The 22927-nt window shown below is 54.4% G+C and carries 9 protein-coding genes; all 9 read right to left on the bottom strand.

What is annotated here, in order from left to right; translation table 11 throughout:
* Window positions 1-93 precede the first annotated feature (93 nt).
* The 9 genes from H6B30_RS11615 to H6B30_RS11655 all read right to left on the bottom strand — a co-directional run bounded on the left by H6B30_RS11615 (window position 94) and on the right by H6B30_RS11655 (window position 22629).
* The gene (locus H6B30_RS11615; RefSeq protein ID WP_205110771.1) at window positions 94-1959 is read right to left on the bottom strand and encodes a hypothetical protein; all 1866 of its coding nucleotides are present in this window, start codon (window positions 1957-1959) and stop codon (window positions 94-96) included.
* A 25-nt stretch (window positions 1960-1984) separates the two neighbouring features.
* Window positions 1985-5134: a SusC/RagA family TonB-linked outer membrane protein gene (locus tag H6B30_RS11620; RefSeq protein WP_205110772.1), complete on the bottom strand. Its 3150-nt coding sequence runs from the start codon at window positions 5132-5134 to the stop codon at window positions 1985-1987.
* Between the two features lie 11 nt (window positions 5135-5145).
* Window positions 5146-6978, bottom strand: coding sequence for a hypothetical protein (locus H6B30_RS11625; protein WP_205110773.1), 1833 nt, complete (start codon window positions 6976-6978; stop codon window positions 5146-5148).
* Window positions 6979-7027: 49 nt separating this feature from the next.
* Window positions 7028-8830, bottom strand: a complete 1803-nt coding sequence (locus tag H6B30_RS11630; protein WP_205110775.1) for a fasciclin domain-containing protein — start codon at window positions 8828-8830, stop codon at window positions 7028-7030.
* An 18-nt stretch (window positions 8831-8848) separates the two neighbouring features.
* The gene (locus tag H6B30_RS11635; RefSeq protein WP_205110776.1) at window positions 8849-10411 is read right to left on the bottom strand and encodes a RagB/SusD family nutrient uptake outer membrane protein; all 1563 of its coding nucleotides are present in this window, start codon (window positions 10409-10411) and stop codon (window positions 8849-8851) included.
* Between the two features lie 12 nt (window positions 10412-10423).
* Window positions 10424-13702, bottom strand: a complete 3279-nt coding sequence (locus H6B30_RS11640) for a SusC/RagA family TonB-linked outer membrane protein (RefSeq protein WP_205110778.1) — start codon at window positions 13700-13702, stop codon at window positions 10424-10426.
* Window positions 13703-13753: 51 nt separating this feature from the next.
* Window positions 13754-16123 (bottom strand): fasciclin domain-containing protein, encoded by a 2370-nt coding sequence (locus H6B30_RS11645; RefSeq protein ID WP_205110780.1) that lies wholly within the window; start codon window positions 16121-16123, stop codon window positions 13754-13756.
* Window positions 16124-16819: 696 nt separating this feature from the next.
* Entirely contained in the window at window positions 16820-20173 is a 3354-nt protein-coding gene (locus H6B30_RS11650; protein WP_205110781.1) for a pectinesterase family protein, read from the bottom strand.
* 173 nt (window positions 20174-20346) lie between these two features.
* Window positions 20347-22629 (bottom strand): pectate lyase family protein, encoded by a 2283-nt coding sequence (locus H6B30_RS11655; protein ID WP_205110783.1) that lies wholly within the window; start codon window positions 22627-22629, stop codon window positions 20347-20349.
* Window positions 22630-22927 lie beyond the last annotated feature (298 nt).

Genomic DNA, 22927 nt, shown 5'->3' on the forward strand with positions numbered 1-22927 from the left:
CGCTTTGATTTTTTAGTTGGTTGTTAATAATGTTGATTGTCTTTTATTTGTCGGTACATGGGCCCCCACACCATGTTGGCAGGGCAGGGGGCCTTAGCTTGCATTCACTGCTGCTCTTCCTCGTCCTGGTCTTGCGGGTTGTTTTATTTCCTGCAGTTGCCAGTTGATGAAGTAACCGTTGCTTCTGATGCGGCCTTCGACAGTGCCCTGGCGGCCGGTGACGGCATACTTCGGGCCAATTCTGACGGCCACGCTGTCGCGGGCTTTCTCTTCGTTGCCGTTGCGGTATGCGCTGTTTGCATAGCGTTCGGCAATCTTGCACATATAGCTGTACGACTTGCCTTCGGCAATGTATTCCTTCATGTGCTCGTCGGCCAGCGCCCAGTCGTACATTTCTTTGAGCTGGTCTTCAGTGTAGTTGTCCCAGTCGTCATCGCCAGGGCGTGGCAGGTCGTGCATGGTTCCGTTGGCCGAGCCGGCTATTCCCAAGTTGCCGTATCCGCCTGAAGGAGCGCTCACCCACGGGTCATATCTCTGATCCCATGCCGGGTCGGTTTGCCAAGGCAGCTTCTTGTCGGGGAATTCGGCGCTGGCACCGTGGTTGAGTATCACGTAAGCCTGGTCGAAATGTCCAAGGTGAGTTTCGGCCTCGGCCAACAGGAAGTGAAGGTCGTGGGCACGGAACGTAGGTATGGCTGGCTGAATCTTGTATATGTCCTCGTCGTCAAGATAGTGGTAGGTTCTTGTCACGAAGTCGTAGCCATAATAATACTTAGACACGCAACGCTTGCCAGAAAGGGTTCTCATCATCCACCCCTGCGTGTAGCCTCGTATGTCGTTTTCGTTGTACAGGCTCACTCCGTAGTCGGACGGTTGCAGGTAGAATGACTCGTCCGACGGGTATTCCGGGCAGAAATATTGCACGAGCCTGTTGCGCTGATGGTTGTCATAGTCGTACATGATGCTGCTGAGCAACTGAGTCATCAAGCCCTGTCGGTCGTTGTAGAAAATGAGGAAGTAGGCCGTCAGGTTGTCGCTCTGCAGCTTCATGTTGAGCTGGAAGATATCAGACACACCCTGTTCGCCGGTGATGCGCTCCGTTGCCTTTTCGTTGTATCCCATCTGGTAGTCGTACATGTACTGTAGCAAGTTGTCGTGAATCCACTGCCAGTCGGCTTGTGCAGCTTCTTCATCAACGTAGCTGGCGCGCCATGAGCGGAATTCGGCGTTGAGCACTATTGCCGGCGGGGTAAGGTATTCCCATTCGCGGTACAGCGTGGCGTTTTGGTTTTCTTCGTCTATCCATTTGTACCAGCTGACCTCAAGGTCGGCAGGAATGTGTACGCCGTCGATGGTCATTCCGTTCTCAAGCAGGTTGATGGCGCGGTCGGCCAGCTCCTTCATGTTGCAGTGGGTGAATACCGAAGCGTCGCTCAGCTGCTTCTTTTCGGTGAGGGGGTCGTCAAACCAATAGGCTTCGCCATATATCTTGCCAAGCATGAGGTAGGCCCAAGCCTTAATCCTCATGGCACTGCTGATGAGGGCAGGGAAGTTTTCTTCGGCCACCTCGGTCATGCCGCCGACTTCTTTGTGATATTCCTCCATCTTGTTGAAGTAGTCGTTGCAGGCCACTATGATGGAATAGTAGCAAGTTGGGTCGGCGTATGAGTTGCCATTGGTCTCATTATAGTTGTATATGGCTTTCAGTTCGGCCGGGGCGTTGTCGGTTGTCTCGAGCAAAGCCCCACGGGTGTCGGTGAGGAAGATGGCCTGGTCGCCGGCTTCCTGCATGCGGTTGAATATTCCGAGAAAGCCTTTGTATATCTCGTCCTCTTCAGCAATGTAGTCTCCCTCGTTGATTATGTTCTTCGGGTCGGTATCGAAGAAATCCTCGCATGAGTGGAAGCAGACAGACATTGCTAACAGTCCTACTGCCGGTATGATGTTCCTGATCTTCATGTCTTTATTCTTTAGTGTACTATAATTAGAAGTTGATGTTGAAGCCGAGCCTTACTGTTATGGGCAGCGGCATCTTGGAATAGTCGAATCCTCGTAGCTGCTCGGCGTAAGAGTAGGCGAACTCCGGGTCGTGGCCGAGATAGTTGGTCAGTGAGAACAGGTTCTCTGCTGCGACGTAGACATTGCCTGAGCGTATGAAGTTGAACAGCATGTCGAAGTTGTAAGACAGCTTCAGGCTGCGCAGTTTCAGGAAGTCGCCATCCTCAATCCAGCGGTCGGAGAACAGGTTGTTGCCCATGGGGTCGCCATAGTTGGCGCGTGGCATGTTGGTTTGCTGCCCTTCTACCTGCCAGCGGTTCAGCACGGCAGCGGACTGGTTGTAGAAGTTGTCCATTGACTCGAGTTCGCGACGTGTGGCGTTGTATACCTTTGCGCCGACGGAGTAGGCAAAGTTTGCGTCGAGCACGAAGCGGCGATAGCGCACCGACAGGTTGATGCCTCCATAGAAATCGGGCATGTTGCTGCCAAGGCTGACCTTGTCGCTCTCGTCGATGACACCGTCGTTGTTCTGGTCTACAAACCACACATCTCCGGCCTGGTACTCATCGCCATTGCTGTTTTTGAGCGCAGCTTGCCGAGCCTGGTCTGTTGTTGAGAAGATGCCGTTGGTCTGGTATCCGTAAAACTCGTATGGGTCGGAGCCCACGGCCATTATCAATTCCGCATCGTCGTTGTTGTAGCCAGTGTATTCAATAGTCATGCTATTGGCATCGCCAAGCGACTTGATTGTGCTGTTGGCAGTGGAGATGTTGGCTCCTATCACGACATCCCAGTCTTTGGTGTGGAATGCATTGACGCGCAGCGAAGCCTCTATGCCGTTGGTATTGATTGTACCGCAGTTTTCGTAATAGTCGTACGAACCGTACACGGCCGACACATTGCTGTTGAGCAGCAGGTCGTAGGCATGGTTGGTGAAGTAGGTGAAGCCTATGTTGACGCGGTTGGCGAACAGCGCCATGTCGAGCCCGAGGTCAAGCTGCGTCTTCTTTTCCCATTCCAGCTTGGTGTTGGGAACGTTTGAGCGGTTGATAGAACCAATGTCGAAGAAGTTGTCGCCAGTGTAGTAGTTCTTGCCGTAGTTTGACGAGAACCGGCTGTTGCCAGTCAGGCTGCCTTCGACAGACACGTTGAGGCGGTTGACCCACGACGGTAGAACGCCGAGGTTTGCCACCATCATCGTCACCCCGGCCGAAGGGAAGAAACCCCATCGAGGTGCATCGACGCCAGAGGCGCTGGTACCGTCGACGGCGAGACCGAGCGAGCCGCGTATTATGTTGTTGTATGTATAGGCTCCGTGTATGTTGAAGCCCACATAGTTCCATTCAACGAGCGAGCCAAAGGTGAGTTGCTCATCATTGGTGTTGTCCATTGTCTGGTAGTCGTCGCTCGCTGTGTTGTAGCCTTCGGATATGTCAGACTCAAAGTCTTTCATTATCATGCGTGCCGAAGCAAACACATTGAGCTTGTGTACGCGGTTGAAGATGCGGTCGTAAGTGCCTTGCAGCGTTAGGGTGGTAACGTCTTGGGTGTAAACCCCGTTGGCCACCTTGTTGCGTCCGGCCCCGTAAAGCTGAGGCTTGATGGTCTGACTGGTCATGCCCGGCACAAACAGAGTTTCCTCAATATAATTGTAGTAGAGGTTGGCTATTGCGCTCAGCGTAAGGTAGTCATTCCATTTGAAGTTCAGGCCAATCTGTGTGTTTACATCATATATCTTGTCTTTCCCTTCGACGGTGTTGACAATGGCGAGCGGGTTGCTCACATTGTCGTAGGCGTACATAGGGTTGGAAGACGTATTCCAGAAGTCATAAGGAGCAAGGTTGCTGAGAACAGAACCGTCTGTTTGTTTCTGGTAAGCATTGATGAGGGGCATCGAGTTGTAGGCCGCCAGCATCGGGTTTGTCTCCAACTGCATTCCCATGTTCTGCAGGTTGCTCGTGATGTATGCCAGGCCGATGTTTGTAAAGATGTCAACCTTACGGCTTGCCAGCACGTCTGCGCTTATCAGCGTGTGGTAACGATCCGTGTTTGTGTTGCGCAACGTGCCCTGGTTGCCTGTATATCCAAACGAAATGTTGTACTTGGCAATCTCGTCTCCTCCCTCAACCCTGAACAGGTTCTCGGTCGTAAACCCTGTATGCTGTATGTCTTTCATCCAGTCGGTGTTCTCGTTGAAGAGGTAGGCCTGCGGATATGTTCCGTTCTGCAGGAAAGGGTAATCGCCTATGAGAGACTCCATTGACGGATATCGCGTGAGCCCGATGTCGTTCAGGTATTCTTTGTATTGCGACGAGTTGAGCACGGGGAGGTTCGACTGGCGAATGTTGAAGCCATACGACCCAGAGAAAGTCATCCGTGTCTCAAGGTTGTTGGATGTGGCCTGTTGCGTCTCGATAACAATCACTCCGTTGCTTCCCAGCGATCCGTACATGGCAGCGTCGGCTCCTTTGAGAACCGTCACGCTGCGTATGTCTTTGGGGTCGTAGCCGAAAAGCAAGTCGCGTGAGTATCCGTTGATAACGCTCGACACGTCTTGATTGCCGAAATAGGGTACACCGTTAATTACAATTAGCGGATTGTTCTCGGCAACGAAACTGTGTATGCCGCGTATGTTCATGTATGAGCCCTCGCCCGGCATGCCACTTTTCTCAATCACCTGTAGTCCGGCCAGTCCGTCACGCAAAGCCGCCCCGAGGTTTTGCTTCTCCGTGAAGTCTTTGCTTTCTATTGATGATATTGTTGCCGAACGGCTGTCATTGCTAAGGCTTCCGAAGAAAGGGTTGGCTTTCTCAGAGTACAGTACTTCGTTTTCCGGCACTAGTGTTATCGTGCCATGCTTCTTGGCGGATAGTTGCCTGAGAAAGCTAAGTGGCATTTCTTTGGGATAATATCCTTCAGCCTTTATCGTGACGATGGCATTTTTGATGGCCGTGGCTATTGAGAACTGCCCTCGCTCGTCAGATAGCGCAGTGGTGCTGTCGCCTACAATCGAGATGATGGCTCCGCTCACAGGCTGCCCGTCAGTGCTCTTGATTTGCGAGCGCACTGTTGATTGCTGTGCTGTTGCCGCTGCCGCCATGAGGCAGGCTGCTACCAGTATATTGATTCTCTTCATGTTCGTGGGTATTAATAGTTATTGTGAGTGGGGCGTAGGCACCAGTGATACATCATCAGCTGGTTTACGTTGTTCTTGTCGCGGTTGAGTACGGTGCCGCTGTCCAATGCAGCTTTGTAAATGCTTGCCATGTCGTTGGAAGTGACGCGGATGCGGAAATTGCCCGAGTGAGGCAAGGTGACAACCCCTACGGTATATCCGTCGGTGTCGTAGGCAATGGCTTTTTCGTTTTGTTTCTGCCAATAGTCGACGTCGAATCCCTCCGGGTATGCAATGCCAAACTCTTCGCCATAGTGGGGCACAGCGCTGGCTGCACCACGGTCGAAGTGGTAATTGGAGCCAGTGGCGTGCATGTTCATGTCTTCCACGAGCCAAGTGTCGTTGAATGCAATGCTGAGAGAGTAGAGCAACGAGTGCTTGAAGCCCATGCGCAGGTAATACTCTCCTGCAGGCAGATGGCATTCGTATATTTTCTGTTCGTCTTCATTCCATGTCAGTCCGTCATATTCAACGCTGCAAGGCAAGCCTTCGGCCATGGCCTCTTCGCTTGGTATGGCGCAGAGCTCATGATAGAATATGGAGGGCCACTGTGCGTTGGTCGTCGTGGTCGACCCCGACGCAATGAGGTCGAACTGGCCTTGGCAGTCGTTGATGACCATCGGGTCTACCCAGTTCTCCCATCTGAAGTACTGGCTTTGCTGGCTGGCCGTCATGTTGTTCCACAGTTCGTAGAACCTTGACTTTACGCGATAAATCACCACATGGTTTGGTATCTTCAGGTTTGTGCAGTAGTATGCCATGCCATTGCTGAGAGTTACAGGGTTGCTTGTGTCTACAGTCTGCACCGACGGGCGCCACCATGCGCCTTCAAGGTTCTTGTAGGTTGTCAGGTCTGACGTTTCGTCAATGCTTTCCTGGTATCCCTCCACACACTTGAAGTCGGAAGCCGAGCTGCTTACGTCGGCCACTTCGAGGCGCTTGTCCGAGAAGCACGCCTTGACAATCCACTCTTCAAACTTCGCCCTGTCGTCGTCGGTTGCTTGACGGTTAAGCCAAAGCGGTATGCTGTCCATTGCCGAGTTGATGGCTTTGTCAATCAGCGTGTTGTTTGGTATGAACATGGTAGTGGTATAGCTTTCGCTTCTCATGTTCCATGTTGGTGTGCCGTCGGAGTCGTAGCGATCCATGAGCGTGTTCTTGGTCACCTTGACAGAGTCGTAGATGACGCGTCCGTCATCGGTAACGCCTATGGGAAGACTGTTTTCGCGGTCGAAATACTCATAGTTGTAATTGGTGACCAGCTCCTTGAAACGTGAGTACTCGTCGCCGAGAGATATCAGCAGTTCGTAAGCCGACTGCCTTACCGGCAGCATGCCGTCGACATAATACACGTAGCCGTTGTCTGCTTTCACGGCCTTTATTATGTTGCAGTCGTCCAAACGCTTGCCTCCGTCATACACCCATACGCTTTTTCCGGAGCGCATGTTGATGTTCCAGCCGTCTACAAGCTTAGACGGGTTGATGCTCATGTTGGCCACGCTTTGCTCTGCGAAGGTTGCCTCGTCGTTTATTTTGCTTTCATCGTACAGGTCGTCGGCGCATACAATGAATGTGTATTGACCGTCGCTGCGCGTTTCGGCGAATATGTCGTTGCGGTTGAACAGTTCGTTGACCTTCGTCAAGTCTGATGCAGACTTGATGTAATCGGTGACACTTCCGTTGAATATGGTCACCTCACTGCCGTTGGCCAGTGTTATGCTTGATTCGTCATAATGGTCGTCCCAGTCAGATGAGCAGGATGCCATGAAGAGGCAACCTATCATTACCAGTGGGATTGCTTTCATATATATGTTCATATCCGGGTATTTTAATTATGATTCGTTGGTCGTTACATTATTCTATAGGAATGAATTCCACATAGTCGAGGCGCTGGTGGTAACTGCTCAGGTTCTTTGCGTTGATGTCGCGCATGGTTATTCTGAACTTATGCTGAGAAGAACCTTCGAATTCCACGGAGTTCCACAATGTCTCTTCTATTGAAGCGAAGAATGGCATTGTCATGCTTTGTCCGCGATACAGGTAAGCCAGAGTCTGGTAGTCTTCATCATCGATGTTGAACTGCGTCAGCGTGCCCGATGTGTATAGGGTTGCCAGCAATGGGTCTTTGATGTAGTGCAGCACCACCTTGTACTTGCCTGCAATTATCGTAGGAGTGTTGAACTCTATCCAACCGGCGAATCCCAGGTTAAGGATGAGATAATTGTTCATGTAAGCGCCATGCTCAGGTGTGTTGGGCTGGCCAGTTGCAGCTCTTTCCTTCATGAACGCAATCCTTCTGTAGCTTCCCGATGAGGTTGATGTCTCGGTGAGGTTGGCTGTGAATGATGTTATCTCGCCATACTCGCCGTCATATCTTTCTTCGCTGAGGTCAACCTGATGGTAGCTGTTTGTCAGCGCGCTTGAGAAGAAGTCGCCTTCTCTGTTGGCTGCTCCCCAGTTGTTGACAAACGATATGATGTCGGCGCTGTTCAGGAAGTCCCATCTCACGTTTACCGGAGTAGGATGGTATACGGGCATGATGCCCCCAATCTTTGTGATGAGTCCGTTGCTTGCCTGTATGTCGCTGCGAAGGATGGGTATGCCGGTGTTTATGGTGCGCTTGTTGTCAACGAGCTGCACCGTGAAGGCCTGTCCGGTGTACTTTGTGTCATATATGAGCGTTTCGCTCGGGTCGTTTAAGTTGAACACCTCGTCCATGGTATATTGTGATGGCATGAAGTGGTACTTTAAGTAATGGTTGAGCGCGCTGTCCGGGTTGGTCTCTTCGCCGTCGCTGTTGTTTACCAGCCATTGCTTGAGCGACTCAACGTCTGTTATGCCCGATTCGTTCATTATATGGTCAGGAACGGCAAAGCATGTATAGCTGTACGTGTTGATAACCTGTACGCCCCCCTGGCCTGTGGTTGTGTCACGCTCTGTTGTGGCCATGTGTAGTATTTCGGGGTCAGACATGATTGCGTCGGTAAATATCCTGAACGTATTGTTGTCTCCGTCCAGGTTGTCGAGCCTTTCCACAATGTTCTCTGCGTTGGGCACTATTACATCGTCCATCATGTAAATGTTTCCGTTAGAGCCCGACTGTCCTACGAAACGTCCCAGCTTTGCCTGGTTATTGAGGAATATGCTGTCTGGGCTGTACACAATGTCTGTGCGTTGGTCGTCGTCCACGTCGGTTATGGTGTATCCATAGCTCAGCGTGATGTATTGGTTGAACAGGTTTCTCGTGTGTATGTACTCACCGGCGGTGGCGTCGTTGACCAGCGATGAGTCCGATACTTCCGGCTGTCCGCCTTCCCAGTCTATTATGTGGTTCTGCACCACCTTGCGGGCATAGTCAAGGTCTAGTTCTTCTATTGTTGACACGCCCCTGTCGGCCAGGAACCTCTTTATGGCCTCGTTGTTTGGCGAGAATACCGTTGCGCTGGCGTTGGCATCCTTCAGAGCGTTGTAGTAGTCGGTGTACTTCAGCATCTCTATCCACAGTGAGTATGTCTCGGGCGACTTTTCCAGTATGGTTGTCGTCGACATTTCACTTTCAATGTTCGTCGGCTGAACAAACAGCGTGTCCTCATTGGGGTCTTGGCAGCCCACGATGAGAGATGCGACGACAGTCATTGTGAATAATATCTTTTTCATATCTGTATGGTCTAAATGTTATTCGTAATATGGATTCTGCACTAGCTTGTCGTTGTGTAGTATTTCTTCGTCGTTCACGGGCAGGTACCACGCGTTTTCATCGAGCAGCACCGAGCGTATCTTGCTTCCGCCGGCCGTCTCGTTGTATGTGGAAACGTTGTTGATGAAGAATTCGCTGGTGAAGTCCACTGTGCCCGACGGGTCTTTGTATCGTCCTACCCGCAGCAGGTCATACCATGTCCTGCCTTCGCCTATGAACTCCATTATGTTCTCGTGGATAATGGCGTTCATTATAGCCGACAGGCCTGACGACGGGCTTACCGTGGCATCTTGCAGGTTGGTGCGTTGGCGAATCTGGTTAACCAGTTCTATTGCCGCGGTATTGTCTTCGGTGTTCTCTCCCATGTTGCGCATCACCAGCGCCTCTGCTTTCATGAGCATTATCTCGGCCACGCGGTATATTATGAAATTAGGGTCATAATATTCTGTTGTGCGCGGCTCGGTGATGGTGGTACCCCCGAGGTATTTCCACACATAGCCGGTGAGCGAGTTCTCCTGTGCAACATAGCTGCCATACCTTGTGCGTCCGTACATGTCAATGTCCCCGTTGAAGCGCGTCAGTATCTGGCTTGCGTCCTGGTTGAGCTCTTGTGTGAGTGTCTGCGAGAGCATGTATGTAGTGGTGTTGTCGTTGTAGAACAGTGTAGGCAGGTCGTTTGTCTGGTATCCTGAGCCGTCGGGCATTATGCTCGAGAACTGCAGTTCGAATATCGACTCCTCGCTGTTGCCGGGGTTGAATATTGTAAACCAGCTCGAGTGTGAGGCTGTCGACATGAATCTCGGCGCATAGGGCGACTTGCTTTCGAGTATCAAGTCTGCGTATGTTATGGCCTCGTCGAAGTCTTGGTTCCACATGCAAACGTCTGTCATGAGGGCGTAGATGGCCCATATCGTGGCTCGGCCCTTGGTTTCCCAGGTTGTGTCGAAAGTCTCCTTGGCGGCGCCCAAGTCGATGGCAGTGAGCAGGTCTTTCTTTATTTGCGCTATTATTTCGCTCTCTTTGCTTTGCGTCACATACAGTTCCATGTCATCGCTTTCCACCGGTTGCAGTATCAGTGGGGCGTCGCGCCAGTTGCGCACAATGTAGAAGTATCCCAGTGCCCTGAGGAAATAGGCTTCGCACAGGTGTGAGTTCATCTCTTCAGTGGTATATGTGGCGTCGTTGCTCTGTGCCTTTCCTGCGTTGGCAATCACACCGTTGGCGTCGGCAATCACCTTGTAGAATATGTTCCAGTCGGTGAAGTCGCCGCTTGTCGGCTTGATGTCCAGCTTGTCGAGGTCGTTTGCAGAGCGTCTTTTCACGCATCCGGCCCTCAGTTCCCCAAGCGGTATGAGGTGGGTCTGTATCGAAGAGCGCAGGTTGTAGTATCCGGCGAACAGGGCCGACTCAACGTCGCTTTTCGATTTCCACATGTTTTCTGTCGGAAGAGCGTTCTCCGGCATTATGTCGAGATAGTCGTTGCAGGCTGTCAATGTCATGGCAGCTGTAGCTATTATGATTATAGTCTTTAAACCTTTCATGATTGTGACTGTTTAGAAGTTGATGGTAACGCCCATTGCAACGCGGCGGCTGCGCGGTGTCTGCGAATTGTCCTCAGCAAGGTCGGTGACATTTGAGGGCAGGTTTACTTCAGGGTCTTGGCCCGTGTAGTTTGTTATGGTAAACAGGTCGTAGCCTGTTATGTACACGTTGGCAGATGTCAGTCCCAGGTTCTGGCAGAATGTCTTGGGCAGGTTGTAGCTCAGCGACAGGGTCTTCAGGCGCAGGAACGAGCAGTCTTCCACAAATCGGTCTGAGCCGAGGTAGTTGAGGCCGTAGTCCCACAGGGCGCGTGGTATGTCTGTCTGGTCGCCTTCGTTGCGCCAGCGGCGTAGCACAGCTGTCGACTGGTTGTCGCTGCCAATCATCGACTCGGCGTTCATCCTTGCGCGGTTCACTATCTTCTGCCCGAGTCGGTAGTGCATGAACACCGTGAGGCTCCAGTTCTTGTAGCGCAGGTTGAAACCGCCTCCGCCTTGCAGCTGCGGGTTGCTGTTGCCGATGTATGTGATGTCGTTCTTGTCTATCTTGCCGTCCTTGTTTAGGTCTTCATACTTAGCGTCGCCGGGGTAGCAGCGGTATGTGCCGTTAGACATTATGACCGGGTTGCCCTGCAGGTCGTGCATCACGTTGCCCTCGGCATCTTTTGCATAGGTGTCTTCAGTGTTCTGGTAAACGCCCAGGTATTTGTAGCCGAAGAAAGAGCCTACAGAGGTGCCGCGCACTATGCGCATGGCGTATTCACCGTTTTCAAACGAATAGTTCTCTTCCGAGTAGCCCGGCATGCTCAGTATCTCGTTTTCGTTGTGGCTGATGTTGAAGTTCACTTTCAGTTTCCAGTCTTTGGTGTCCAGTGCCTGCCAGTCGGCGCGGAACTCAACTCCTTTGTTGCGCAGCGAACCGGCATTGTAGTATTTCAGTTCGTGGTTCGTGTAGCCGAGGTAGCTCGACACAACATAGTCTTTCTGCAGCAGGTCATTGGTCTTTTTGTTGTAGTAGTCGAACGAGCCGGTGAGCTTGCCGTTCCACAGGTTGAAGTCAAAGCCGAAATTCCACTCGGTCGAACGCTCCCATTTCAGGTTGTTGAGCTGCATTGTGCTTGCCGTTACGGCATTGCCTTCCATATACATTCCTTCCGAAACATAAGTGCCCACGTATGGCGATGTGCCGCTCGGCGTGTTGCCGCTCTCTCCGTAGCTCAAGCGCCACTTCCATTCTGTCAGCACGTCTTTCGACCACTTCATGAATGGTTCGTCGGCAAACTGCCATGACACACCCACTGCGGGGAATATTCCCCACCTGTGTGCGCGGCTTATGCTTGAGTTGCCTTCATAGTTTACCGTTCCGTTGATGGTGTATCGGTCGAGCAGTGTGTACACCACGCTTCCAATTCCAGAGAGCTTGCGCACCTCCGAGGTACCTGAGCCTTGGCTTAGCAGTATGCCGCTGCCCGAGGCCGGATCGGCCAGGCTGGCCGATGCCACGTTGTAGCGTGAAGCCGACGACGTTGAGCTGCGGCTCTGCGATGTACGCCATATAGCTGTTGCGGTGAACTGGTGCTTGTTGTCGTTCCACGAGTTGTTGTACATTCCCTTGAGCTCTGTTTGCAGCGAGAAGTTGTTGGTGTATGAGTTTGTGGCTCGGTTGGCAAAGGTGTTCTCTATTGTCGCGCCCGTGGCTGTTTGCGGCAGGAACGACTCCGTGCGCTGTGTCTTGTACTTCATAGACACATATCCGTTGAACTGCAAGTGCTCCATGGGGTAGTAGTTTCCCCTCACGTTTATCTTCTGTTCGCGGGTGCGCAGGTTGCTGTAGCTGTCCTCGGCCATTATTATCGGGTGGAAGTTCTTTGCATTGCTGCCGTCGTCTTTGCTGCTGAATGCACCTTGGAACTCCTCGTCGTTCTGCCGGGTGAAGTATGTTCCGGTCATGGCCCCCGTCTCGTCGTCGATATAGTAGGGGCTCTTGTTTGGCATCTTGCGCATGGCCTCTGCACGCAGGTTTTCGCTCCAGGGCGCCTTCTTCTTTGAGTCAGAGTAAGTGTACTCGGCGTTCACTGTGATCTTCTCCGAGAAGCGGTAGCCTATGTCGAGGCTGGTGTTCAGTCGGGTCAGGCCCGTGCCCTTGGTCGTTCCGCCTTCGCTCAGGTACGACAGCGAGTATCGGTATGTGGCTTTCTCGCCTCCTCCCGACATCGAGAAACTGTTGTCGGTGGTGAATGCGTTCTGAGTGATGTACGAAAGCCAGTCGGTGTTCTGGTTGTATTCGTCGAAGTAGCGCCAGTCGGGGTTGTAGCCTATCTCTGGCGTGTCGTAAAGGTATTCCAGAAGTCCGCTCTGCCCGCTCAGGCCCTGTGCGTTTGCCGAGTTCCAGATGGCGTCCTGGATGTAGGCCACGTAGTCGTTTCCGCTGAGCATCGGCATTGATTCCGGCTCAAACTTGAATGAGTTTTTGGTTGAGAACGAGAAGCGCGTCTTGCCCATTGCACCTTTCTTTGTGGTTATGAGCAACACTCCGTTGGCACCACCCGTACCGTATACGGCGGTGGATGCGGCATCTTTCAGCACCTCGATGCTCTCAATGTCGTTCGGGTTGAGGCTGAGCATCTGTGCGAAGTCTTCTTGGTTGGCCGTGTTGAAGTCGAACGAGTCGTCGATGTCGGTAGAGTAGGGCACACCGTTGATGACGATGAGCGGGTCGGCATTTGAGTTCAGCGTGGCCGTACCGCGTATGCGGATGGTGCTCTTTGCACCGGGGTCGCCGGCGGCGAGGATGTCAACGCCTCCGAGCTGTCCCTGCAGGGCTTCCTCTATCGACGTCACCGGCGATACGGCCGTGATGTCGCTCATGTTGATTTTCTGGGTTGCAAAGGCCATCTGGCGCTCCGTCACACCCATCTCGTTGCGGCTGCCGCGCTTGCCCTGCACGGTCACCTCTTTTATTTCCGTGGCGTTGCCGCTCATCTTCACGTTGAGCGTGGTCTGCCCGGTGTATTTGTACGACTGCGACTTCATTCCAATGTACGAGAATACGAGCGTCAGCTGCCCCTTCTCTTCCTCGGGTACCTTTATAGAGTATTTTCCGTTGAAGTCGGTAACCGTACCGGTGATTATACGTTTCTGTGCATTTTGGAAAGTCACATTAACGCCTATGCACGGTTCTGAACTTCCCCCGAAGTCTTCGGTCACCGTTCCCGAAACCGTTTTTTGTGCCAGTGCCTGCTGGACCAAGCATAACAGCACCACTGCAAATATGTTTCTTATCTTGTCCATGTTGTCTCCATTAGATATGTGATTATAGTGTCTCGTTGGGTTTCCGCTTCATCAGAACACGTCTTCAATGAAGTGGGCAGGCCCGTCTTCGAATACGAACGGGAAGTAGTCGTATCCCCCTGAAACCTTCACCCGGTGGCCGTCGGCCCCGGTATTGCGGTCGATGATGGCGCAATAGAGTGCCGTGCCGTCGTCGTAGATGTTCATGTTGGTAGAGATGATGCTTGTCGAGCCGCCTTCCGACACCACTTCTTGCTGCAGCGTGGGCAGTCCGCCGTAGTCGGCGGTGTTCTCACCCCAGCCTATGTATGGGTAATTGCTGAACGGTGCCGTTGACAGTGGCACGAAATACAGCTTCAGGTATTCGGTCAGGGCGCTGGCATCGGTTATCTCGATGTTGTCGAAGAATGTCGACGAGCCTACCGTAGCACCGGCCCCGGCGCTCACTCCGGGCAGTTTCCCGTCGACGATGGCCTGCTCTATCACATTGGTCGTAGGTATGAGCATCATGCAGTCTTCCTGCGTGAATGTCGTTTGCAGCGAGCCGGAGCTCGTGTTTACAAGGCCTGCCTTGTTGAGCAGGTTTATCCATCCGTAGAACTCAGTGGTTTCGTCGGTGCGGTTGTTTATCATGAGCCTCACCATCTGTCTGTTGTTCTCGTTTGAGTAGTCGCCTGGCATGAGCAGCCTGTCGTATGAATAGGCGTGTCCGTTGGTCCAGCCGTTCACGTCGCCGCGGTATGCCAGCGGCTCGAATGTAGTCCATATCTGGTCGTCGGTGACGGTGTTGCCTGCATACTTCAGGCAGTTGTTGTGCATGATGCTGTTGGTAATCTTGCCGTCTTTGACATACCAGTAGAGCTTGAAGTCGGATGTGAGTGCCGGTATCACCTTCGTGCCGCTCTCGGGCAGCACAGAGTTGCCGTCTATCGGGCTGGCCACGTGGCCGTTGATGTATGCCGTCATTGCGCTTGTGCTCATGCCGTCGGGCTGCGCTGTTGATACCAGCCGGCCGCCGGTGCGCTGTATTCCGGCGTTGTTGTACAGCTGGTCGTTGTCGGGGTAGAGCATGATGTAGCTCACGGCGTCGGCCACAAGCGTCGACGACATGCCGGAGTTGTTAAGCATTTCGTTGAAGTTGCTGAACTTCTTGTATTGGAATGCCGGGCCGGTCACGGCGCGGAACTTGGCCGGCGGGGTGAGCACGGAGCAGCCGTAGAGCAGTCCGTTTGAGCATACCACGCGGTCTTCGGGCCTCACTTCGTCTGTGTTGACGGTGATTACCTCGCCGTCGATGTTTTCTGCCGTACCGTTCTTTATCTCACCCGGGAAGATGATTGATAGCGGATAGACGCAGCTGCGCATGATTTCCTGCATTGTCACCGAGTCTATTTCCTCTATCGATGAGTAGCCGCCCTCACCCCAGTATTCGTTGAAGAAGTTCTGGAATGCTTCGTCTGTAGGGGCGAAGATGGTGTAGCCCATCGATGACAGTGCGCTCATCATCGTATAGTCCATCACGTCTCCCCACTCGCTGTCTATGTTTACCAGAGGGCTCTGGTGGTAGTGGTGGAACAGCGAGTCCGATGTCTGGAGCTCGCGTGTCTGTATGCTGTCATACGAATATACCTCGCTTTTGTCGTAGAGGCTCAGTATGCGGCTGTACTTGCCAGCATTCTGCAACTCGTCGTAGATGGTTTCGAGCGGTTTGAGCACGCGGTCTATCTTGTAGATGTAGCCGTTGCGCGCTATTCGCTCATATTCGGTCACGTTGGCGTTGGCCACGTTGAAGCCGCCGTCGCCTGACCATCCTGTCTCAGGGTAGAAGTATTCGTAGTTTTCCTTTGCGTCGATTTGCTTCGTCTGGAACATGCGGTATGAGAACACCGGCAGCAAGCGCTCGTTGTGGTACACCTGTACGTTGCGCTTGCGGGTGTTGTCGTAGGCCGTCGAGATGGCGTCCTGGCTGCGAGTGCGGAACTTGTAATACAGTCCGGCGTTCAGGTTTAGCTCGTCGTCGGTGGCTCCGTCGCCCTCGTTGGGACGGAAGTTCACGAGTTTGTTTTTGTCAAAGGAGTAGTACAGTATGTGGAATCCTATTAGCTTCCGCACTTCATCCTTGTCTATCTGGCTGATGTCGGTTGTGCCATAGTTTTCCTGCAGGTATTGCGTCATGGCGTCGTCGTCGGGGGCCATGACGGTTAGTATCGACTTACCGTCGAGTATCGGCTGATACTCGGATATGTCCACACCTTTGAGGAATATGCTGTAGTTGCCTTCGTCTTGCAGCGTCTTGTATATCGAGCCTCCTATCCATTCGGGTGTCTCGAAGTACTCGTCCAAATCCGAGCATGAAGGTAACATCAAGCATGAAAGCAATAATATCCATATTGACTTTCTGATGAGTTTTAGTTGTTTCATATACGGTTTTTAATTATTTAGTATTTGGTTAGTTGCACACAGTGAGTGTGACCAGACTGCCGTTAGTTCTGTTTTTATGGTTGACAGATGTCGAAGTATGGGTTAGCTTGGCATTGTGTTAATGCAAATATAGCTAAATTTTCAATATAAAGGTTAGGTGTGGTCTTGATTTATGCTTTCTTAACAACACTTTCCTTTCGTCGATTTGCCTTTGCTTACGGCTTTTCGGAAGTTGGCAACACGGCATGATTATGGTATGCAATTTGGTCTGTTAGTCATGTTTTGCGCATTTTTGTTTTTGTTTTTAGTTATTTTTCTTGCTGCAAATTTATGTATTATGGTGAAATTTATGGTGGAAATTTTGTTTGTTTGGGGTAAATAATTCTTTTTGAGCCATAAAAACCATGAAAAACACGCCCTCCGTGCGCCTGCTTCCTGCAGGCGCGTGTTGCGGGCCGCTTGCTGCGAGGTGTGGCTGCCGGAAAGCCGGCGGGTTGGTTGGGCGGCAGTGCCGTAGGGTGCCGGGCACATGGCGGCGCAGTGGTTTCGGCCGATGGCGATGACAAGACGGCCCCCTCCGGGATGGCTGTAGTATCCTGGAGGGGGCTTTCGTCTTGTATAGTGACAGCCCCTGTGGTTCATCAGGGGCGTTCACCTCAATGCGGGCTGTGCTTGCCCGGCATGTCCGCCGAAGCGTCACCTGGCCACTTTGGTGGCTTTTGTCTTACCGTTGTCCATCCTGTCTATGCGTATGCTTACGCCCTTGGCTGTCTTTCCGGTCTTTATTCCGCCTATGGTGTAATACGTCGTCTCGCTTATGGCCGTCTCGCCGGTGGCGTTGCTTATGCCGTCGGCTATTTGGGCTGCGGCAGCTTCGCCCAGTCCGCCCATTTCGTTGGCCGCGCGCACAGAGTAGGTGGCGTCGGCATCATCGACGGTGTATGTGGGTTGTGTGGTGAAGTCAACCACCTTTCCGTCCTTGCATACAGCCCAGCAGAGCACATAGTCGCTCGGTTCCCATGTCAGGGTGGTGCCGTCTATGGTTACGTTCTTGGGTGCCGATGCCTGTTCGGTGGCCGATGTCGGGTCCCAGTCGTCGTCGCCACCCATCACGTTCTCAAGCGTCAGCTGTGCCGCCTCGGCCGCAGTGAGCACGGGGTTGTTGGCGTGGCCGTCGCCGAAAGTCTTCTTTCGGTTGTCGAGGTTTATCACCGTTCCGCTGGCCGTGGTCGAGTTGTATTCGGCAAAGCGTGCCGGCCAGCCGCCGCTCATCTCGTTCCAGCCTATGGCCGACGGCTGTACCTCCATGCGCGTGTTGATGTAGAGGGCTATCGGAGTGCCGTCGCCCCATGGGCGCCCGAGCGTGTAGTTGCCGTCTATGCCTCCGGTCTCGCCCTTGATGGTGCAGCTGTTGAACACATAGCCATACTGCTTGGGGTTAGACGGGGCGCAGATGTAGCCCGAGCCGCAAACCATCAGCTCCACTTCGTTGTAGAATACGTCGCCCTTGCCGCACAGGAAGTCGGTGCGCCCGCGCAGGCGTCCGCCCTCAAAGTAGAAGCGTCCGCGGTCGTTGTTAGACAGGTAAGTGTCTTGGTAGCCCACCAGGCTCACGTCTTTGCAAACCGTCTTGTCTGATGCGTCTTCGAGTGCCCCGTTGCGCCCACGGTCGTCTTTCATCCCGCTCTTTATGGTCAGGTCCTGTATGTAGGTGGCCGTGGCGTTCTTGCCGAGGTCTATCGTCTGGTTCTTGTGCAGGCCTTCGATGGGGCACGCCGGGCCGTACTGGCCTTCAATCTCGGTTTCGGGCAGCGTGTTGACGATGGATGTGTTGTCCATATCCTCGCCTATTATCGACACGTTTGGCGTGGTTATGTGGGTTATCGGGCTTGGGTAGGCCACTCCGTCGGAGCCCATGATGGTCTCTGTCTCGCTGGCCGGTATCACGTAATGGCCCTGTTTGATGAATATCCTGAAGCGCACCGAGGTGTCTTCGCGCTTCTCAGCTGCCGCTATGGCCTCGGTAAACGTGCCGTCGTCGGGCACTATGAAGTCGTAGAGTGCCTTGGATATGGCCGGGCGGGTCTTGGTGCTGAAGTTGATGGTGATGGCTTCGTCGACGGCGTTGCCCGTCAGGTCGGCAACGCTTCCGGCCGGCAGGGTGAACGTGTAGGGCGTAGAGTATTCCAGGCCCTTGTATTCAAATATCACAGTACGTCCCGATACGCTGGGCTGCAGTTCCGTCAGGCCGAGCGTGGCCGTGGCTCCGTCGGCCACCTTTACCTTCTCGTCGAACGTGAGTATTATCTTGCCGTTGGCCGAAGCGTTGGTGTTGCCCTCCTCGGGCACGGTCGACAGCAGCCTTGGTGCAGTGCCGTCGTCTACCAGCTTCTCTGTCCCGGTGATGAATATGTCGGAGAGTGCAATGCCGTCGTTGTCGGATGTCGTTCCGCTTATGGCCGAGCTCTTGTCTGAAATCCAGCGCAGGTATACCGTCTTCTGGTTGTTTGCCTCGGCCGGCAGGCTGAACTCCTTGTCCAGCCACTGTTTGGCTCCCTCGATGTTAAAGCTGCCCACGGTGGTCCATTGCTCGCCGTCGAGCGAGTATTGCAGGTCTTGCTTGGTGTATGCGTTGTAGTTGTAGGCCATGGCGCTCTGCACCTTGATGTCTGTGAAGGCCTCGGCGTTGACCACGGTCTGCCAGTAGTAGTCGCCAAGCCCCGTGGTGCGCCAGTTCACTGCGGCGTTGCGGCCCTCGTAGCCGCCTGCCGCCTGCCAGCTCTTGTCGAGCCATCCGCTGGTCTCGCCGGCGGCGTTGCGCATAACGAGCGTTGCCGCGTCGTTGTCGGCCGACGCGAAGTCGGCCTTGCGACTGTCGCAGCCCGGGGTGATGAAGTCCCATGCCGCAATGTAGTCGGTGGCCGAGAAGTTGGCCGTGAGCTCCCGGTCTTGGTCCATGGTGAGCGTTATCGAGGCCGATGTCTCGCCGTTGCTCCAGTTGGTGAAGGTCACTATCTTGTTTGACGAGGCTGTAAGCATCACGTCGGTGCCGTCTTCATACATGTTCTTGCCTTCTATTACGGTTGGCTCTGGTGCCATTGTCACCATGTAGTCGTTGCCGCCTCCCTCGATGTTGCACGTCAGCGAATAGGTCTTCACGAGCTCGAAGTTGGCTTCGAGCGTGGTGTTATCTGTCACGGTGAGGCTGAATTCGGTTTCGGTAGACACCACATTGCCCGAAGCGTCGGTCCAGTTTACAAACTTGTAGCCAAAGTTTCGGGTGGCGGTCACCTTCACTTCGGTGCCGTCGTCATACTCGTCGGAGGCCGGGTTTAGCGTCACCGTGCCGCCCTCGGCCGGGTTTGCCGTGGCCGTAAGGGTGTATTTGGCCACGTTCTCTATAGTGCCGCTCAGCGTGCCCTCGATGCGCACGTCGCTGAAGCCGCCCTCCTTGGCTGCCCCCACGCCCACGGTGGCCTGCAGGGTGAAGCCCTCGGCTGTGGTGAGCTTCTGTTGCTGTGACTCGGTGAGCTCTATTTCAAAGCGGTTGGTGTAGTTGGCGTTGCCCCCAAACTTGTCGTCGGCCTGCGACTTGTTGTTGCGTGGGGCGGTGAAGTTGCCCAGGTCTTCCTTCGTTCCGTCGGGCAGCAGCGCGCTGACGGTCACTCCGTTCTCGGCGTCGGTGCCGAAGCGCTGTATGTATGCGCTCACTTTCGTTGGCGTGAACGACAGTCCGCGCGCTGGCGTTACCTTCCATTGGGCGGCCTGAGTCGTTCCCGATGGGCGCAGCTTCAGGAAGGTCACCTTCTCGCCGGCGTCGTTGGTGGCTTGTCCCGTGCTTGTGCCGGTCACCTCGATGTCGCCAAGGTCGACTGTAGCCAGCGAGAAGCCGTCGGCCGGGATGAGTGTTGTCACTTTGTCGTAGTCGGCCTGTGTGTTGAAGTCCCAGGCCACTGTGGCCGGTTCCTTGTCGTAGGTCTGAGCCTGCGACGGCAGCAACCCTGCCACGCATAGCACAGCTACGGTGAGCCTTAGTAGTCTTTTTCTCATGTTTCTTTAGTTTTTAGTTATTGTTATTTTGGTCTGGTGTGGCATTGCTTGCTGTTGCCGGCTGTTGCCGGCGCTATGCGGCAGCCGTTGCGGGCGGCTACGGGCGGGGTGGGGGCGGCCGTCATTGTCCGCCCCCACCGTTGTCGTTGTCGAGCCGGTGGCAGTGCCGGGTGTCACCTGCGCGTCACTTTGCGCACGCTCTGCCTGCCGTCGGCATATTTGGTTACCATTATGTTAACGCCCTTGCCGGGGGTTGCGGTCTGCACGCCCTGCAGGTTGTAGTAGCTTACCGATGCCGGTTGGCCGAGCGCAATGTCGTCGATTCCGCTGCTCAACTGTGCCACCTTGCCCTCGATGACAACGTTGGCTATGGCCGTTTGCTTGCCCGCATTCACATTATATATATACAGCAACATAGAGCTTTCGCCGGTGCCGGCCGTCATGTCGGTGGTTGGCTGCGAGAAGTCGGTATACCATCCCGACTCCTGCTTGTTGCGGTTGATGTCGCCTCCGGTCACTATGGCCGTCTCGGTGTTGTTGCATTGCCATGCAAGGTCGAACACTCCGCTGTCTGTGCCTATGCGCGACAGCATCACCCTGACGGCTGTCGGCGTGAAGTAGATGCCGTTGGCCGGTGTCACCGAGAACCTGATGCGGTTGGCCGACGAGGCTGTCGACTGCTTCTCGGCCGACGTCAGCTCGGTCATTGTCGTGCCGTTGATGTTGCGGGTGCCGTCGGGCGTGAGGTTAGAGCCAATCTCCATTGATGTCGATTCTATGTATTCAGCCAGTCCGCCCGACACGGTAGCCTCTTCCGTCGAGCCCGAAGAGAGAGCCCATGTTATTGTTCCCGAACCCAGCTCCTCAAGGTCGTCGGGATTGGCGGGCAGGTCATCGGGCAGGTTGATGGCCTCTACCACAGTGCCGTCGGTCTTGGTGTATTGCGGGTAATACTCCTCGACGGCCTCTATGGCGTCGGCGTTGCCGGCCAGCATTATGTCTTGCACGATGCTGTTGGCATAGACCTCAATGTTGGTATAGTATTTCGCAGGGTCGAGAGTGGTGGCCGTGGCGTCGTCGGGGTTGGCCGGGTCAAGCCCGTTGGCCCGCTCCCAAGTGTCGGGTATGCCGTCGTTGTCTTCGTCGAAAGCCTCAGGTCGCGAGGCTCGGTCGAGCGAATAGCCTCCCTGGTCGGCCACGAGGTCGAGCATGCCGGCGCGTTTTGTCACCGAGCCGCTGTAGGTGGCAGTGCCGGCGTAGGCCTCTTCGGCATAGCGTGCGTCCTGCATGTCGCGGCTGAGCGACGCCCCGGCGTAGAGGCGCACCTTCTCGTAGGCCGTCTCGGCGCTGTGGGTGGTCACGGTGCCGGCCTCTATGGGGGCGTCGAGGCGCACGCTGACGGTGGCGCCGGCACCCATGCCATACATGCCTGCCTTGTCGGTGAACGTCGGGCGCCCGTCGTCATAGGTCACGCCCTGCCAGTCGTAGTTGGCCCCATAGCCGTCTACGTAGTTGCCGTCGATGTAATATCTCGACTTCATGCCTATCAGTTCGTCGGGCGCCCCTTCGCTGTTGCCCGAGCTGGCCGTAGAGCATTCGGTCACACGGTCTTTGTGCGACGTGCCCGGCCCGGCCTTGTAGTAGTTGTTTACCATGTTGACAAAGCCGCCCCCGGGACCGCCGTAGCATCCGCCCGTGCCCCAGTTGTAGATGAGGCAGTTGCGGAAGTCTACGCGCTCGGCCATCACCGTGTTGTCGTATTCGTCCTGGTCGTATCCGTCCCATGCGTAGCGTGCGCCGTTGAAGCGCGGCGAGCGGTTGTTGAGGTGGGCCAGGAAGTTGTGGTGAAACGATGCCCCCTTGCCGCCCCAGATGCCTCCGTAGCCGTGGGCGCCCTTGTTGTGGCCGGCGTTGTTGAGCGCCTCGGCCACCGTGCACCACTGCATGGTGAAGTCGCGGTTGTCGTAGAACGATGCCACCTCGTCGATGCTCCAGCTGAACGAGCAGTGGTCGAGCATTATGTTGCGGTGGTGGCGCGTCCAGGTGGCGTCGGCTCCGTCGTTGACGTCGCGCTCCTGCCCCCGGCGGAATCGCACAAACCGCACTATGATGTTGTCGCCGTTGTATTCAACGGTGTAGTAGCGCAGGGTTATGCCCTGCCCGGGGGCTGTCTGACCGAGTATTGTCGTGTTGCCGCCGATGTTTAGGTTGCGTTCCAGTTCTATCACTCCGCCCACGTCGAACACCACAATCTTCTTGTCGTTTCCGCTGACGGCCTCGCGCAGGCTGCCCTCGCCGGAGTCGTTGAGGTTGGTCACGTGTATCACTTTTCCGCCGCGCCCGCCGGTGGTGTAGCGCCCATGGCCCTCGGCTCCGGGGAAAGCCGGTGCCTGTGCCATGCTGATGCCGGCAATGGCCGAAGCGGCCAATGTCAGCGCAAGTCTTGTCTTTTTCATTTCCTTATAGATAGTTTTAGTTATCGATAACTTTACGTATGGCCTGCCCTTGGCAGCGGCTTGCGGCTGTCGGGGCCCGCCTTTAGGCTCGGGGCCTTAGGTTTGCCTGTGGATTGTTGGTAGACAGGTGTATTTTAAGCACACAAAGTGTCTTGATGCAAAGATAATGCTTTTTCTGCAACAATGGCTTTTTTTCGGGCTGTTTTTCTCGCCTCGCGCCGTCTGTTGCGTGTTTTTGCGCCGTCGGCCCTCTTTTTCCGTGTGCCTGCCGGGCTTGCCGGGGCGTGCAGGGTGGGCG

Source organism: Marseilla massiliensis, assembly GCF_016899955.1.
Lineage (GTDB): Bacteria > Bacteroidota > Bacteroidia > Bacteroidales > Bacteroidaceae > Prevotella > Prevotella intestinigallinarum.

Coding starts and splice junctions, on each gene's coding strand:
- H6B30_RS11630 (WP_205110775.1), bottom strand. CDS start 8,830: ATGAAAAAGATATTATTCACAATGACTGTCGTCGCATCTCTCATCGTG.
- H6B30_RS11650 (WP_205110781.1), bottom strand. CDS start 20,173: ATGAGAAAAAGACTACTAAGGCTCACCGTAGCTGTGCTATGCGTGGCA.
- H6B30_RS11655 (WP_205110783.1), bottom strand. CDS start 22,629: ATGAAAAAGACAAGACTTGCGCTGACATTGGCCGCTTCGGCCATTGCC.
- H6B30_RS11645 (WP_205110780.1), bottom strand. CDS start 16,123: ATGAAACAACTAAAACTCATCAGAAAGTCAATATGGATATTATTGCTT.
- H6B30_RS11635 (WP_205110776.1), bottom strand. CDS start 10,411: ATGAAAGGTTTAAAGACTATAATCATAATAGCTACAGCTGCCATGACA.
- H6B30_RS11625 (WP_205110773.1), bottom strand. CDS start 6,978: ATGAAAGCAATCCCACTGGTAATGATAGGTTGCCTCTTCATGGCATCC.
- H6B30_RS11615 (WP_205110771.1), bottom strand. CDS start 1,959: ATGAAGATCAGGAACATCATACCGGCAGTAGGACTGTTAGCAATGTCT.
- H6B30_RS11640 (WP_205110778.1), bottom strand. CDS start 13,702: ATGGACAAGATAAGAAACATATTTGCAGTGGTGCTGTTATGCTTGGTC.
- H6B30_RS11620 (WP_205110772.1), bottom strand. CDS start 5,134: ATGAAGAGAATCAATATACTGGTAGCAGCCTGCCTCATGGCGGCAGCG.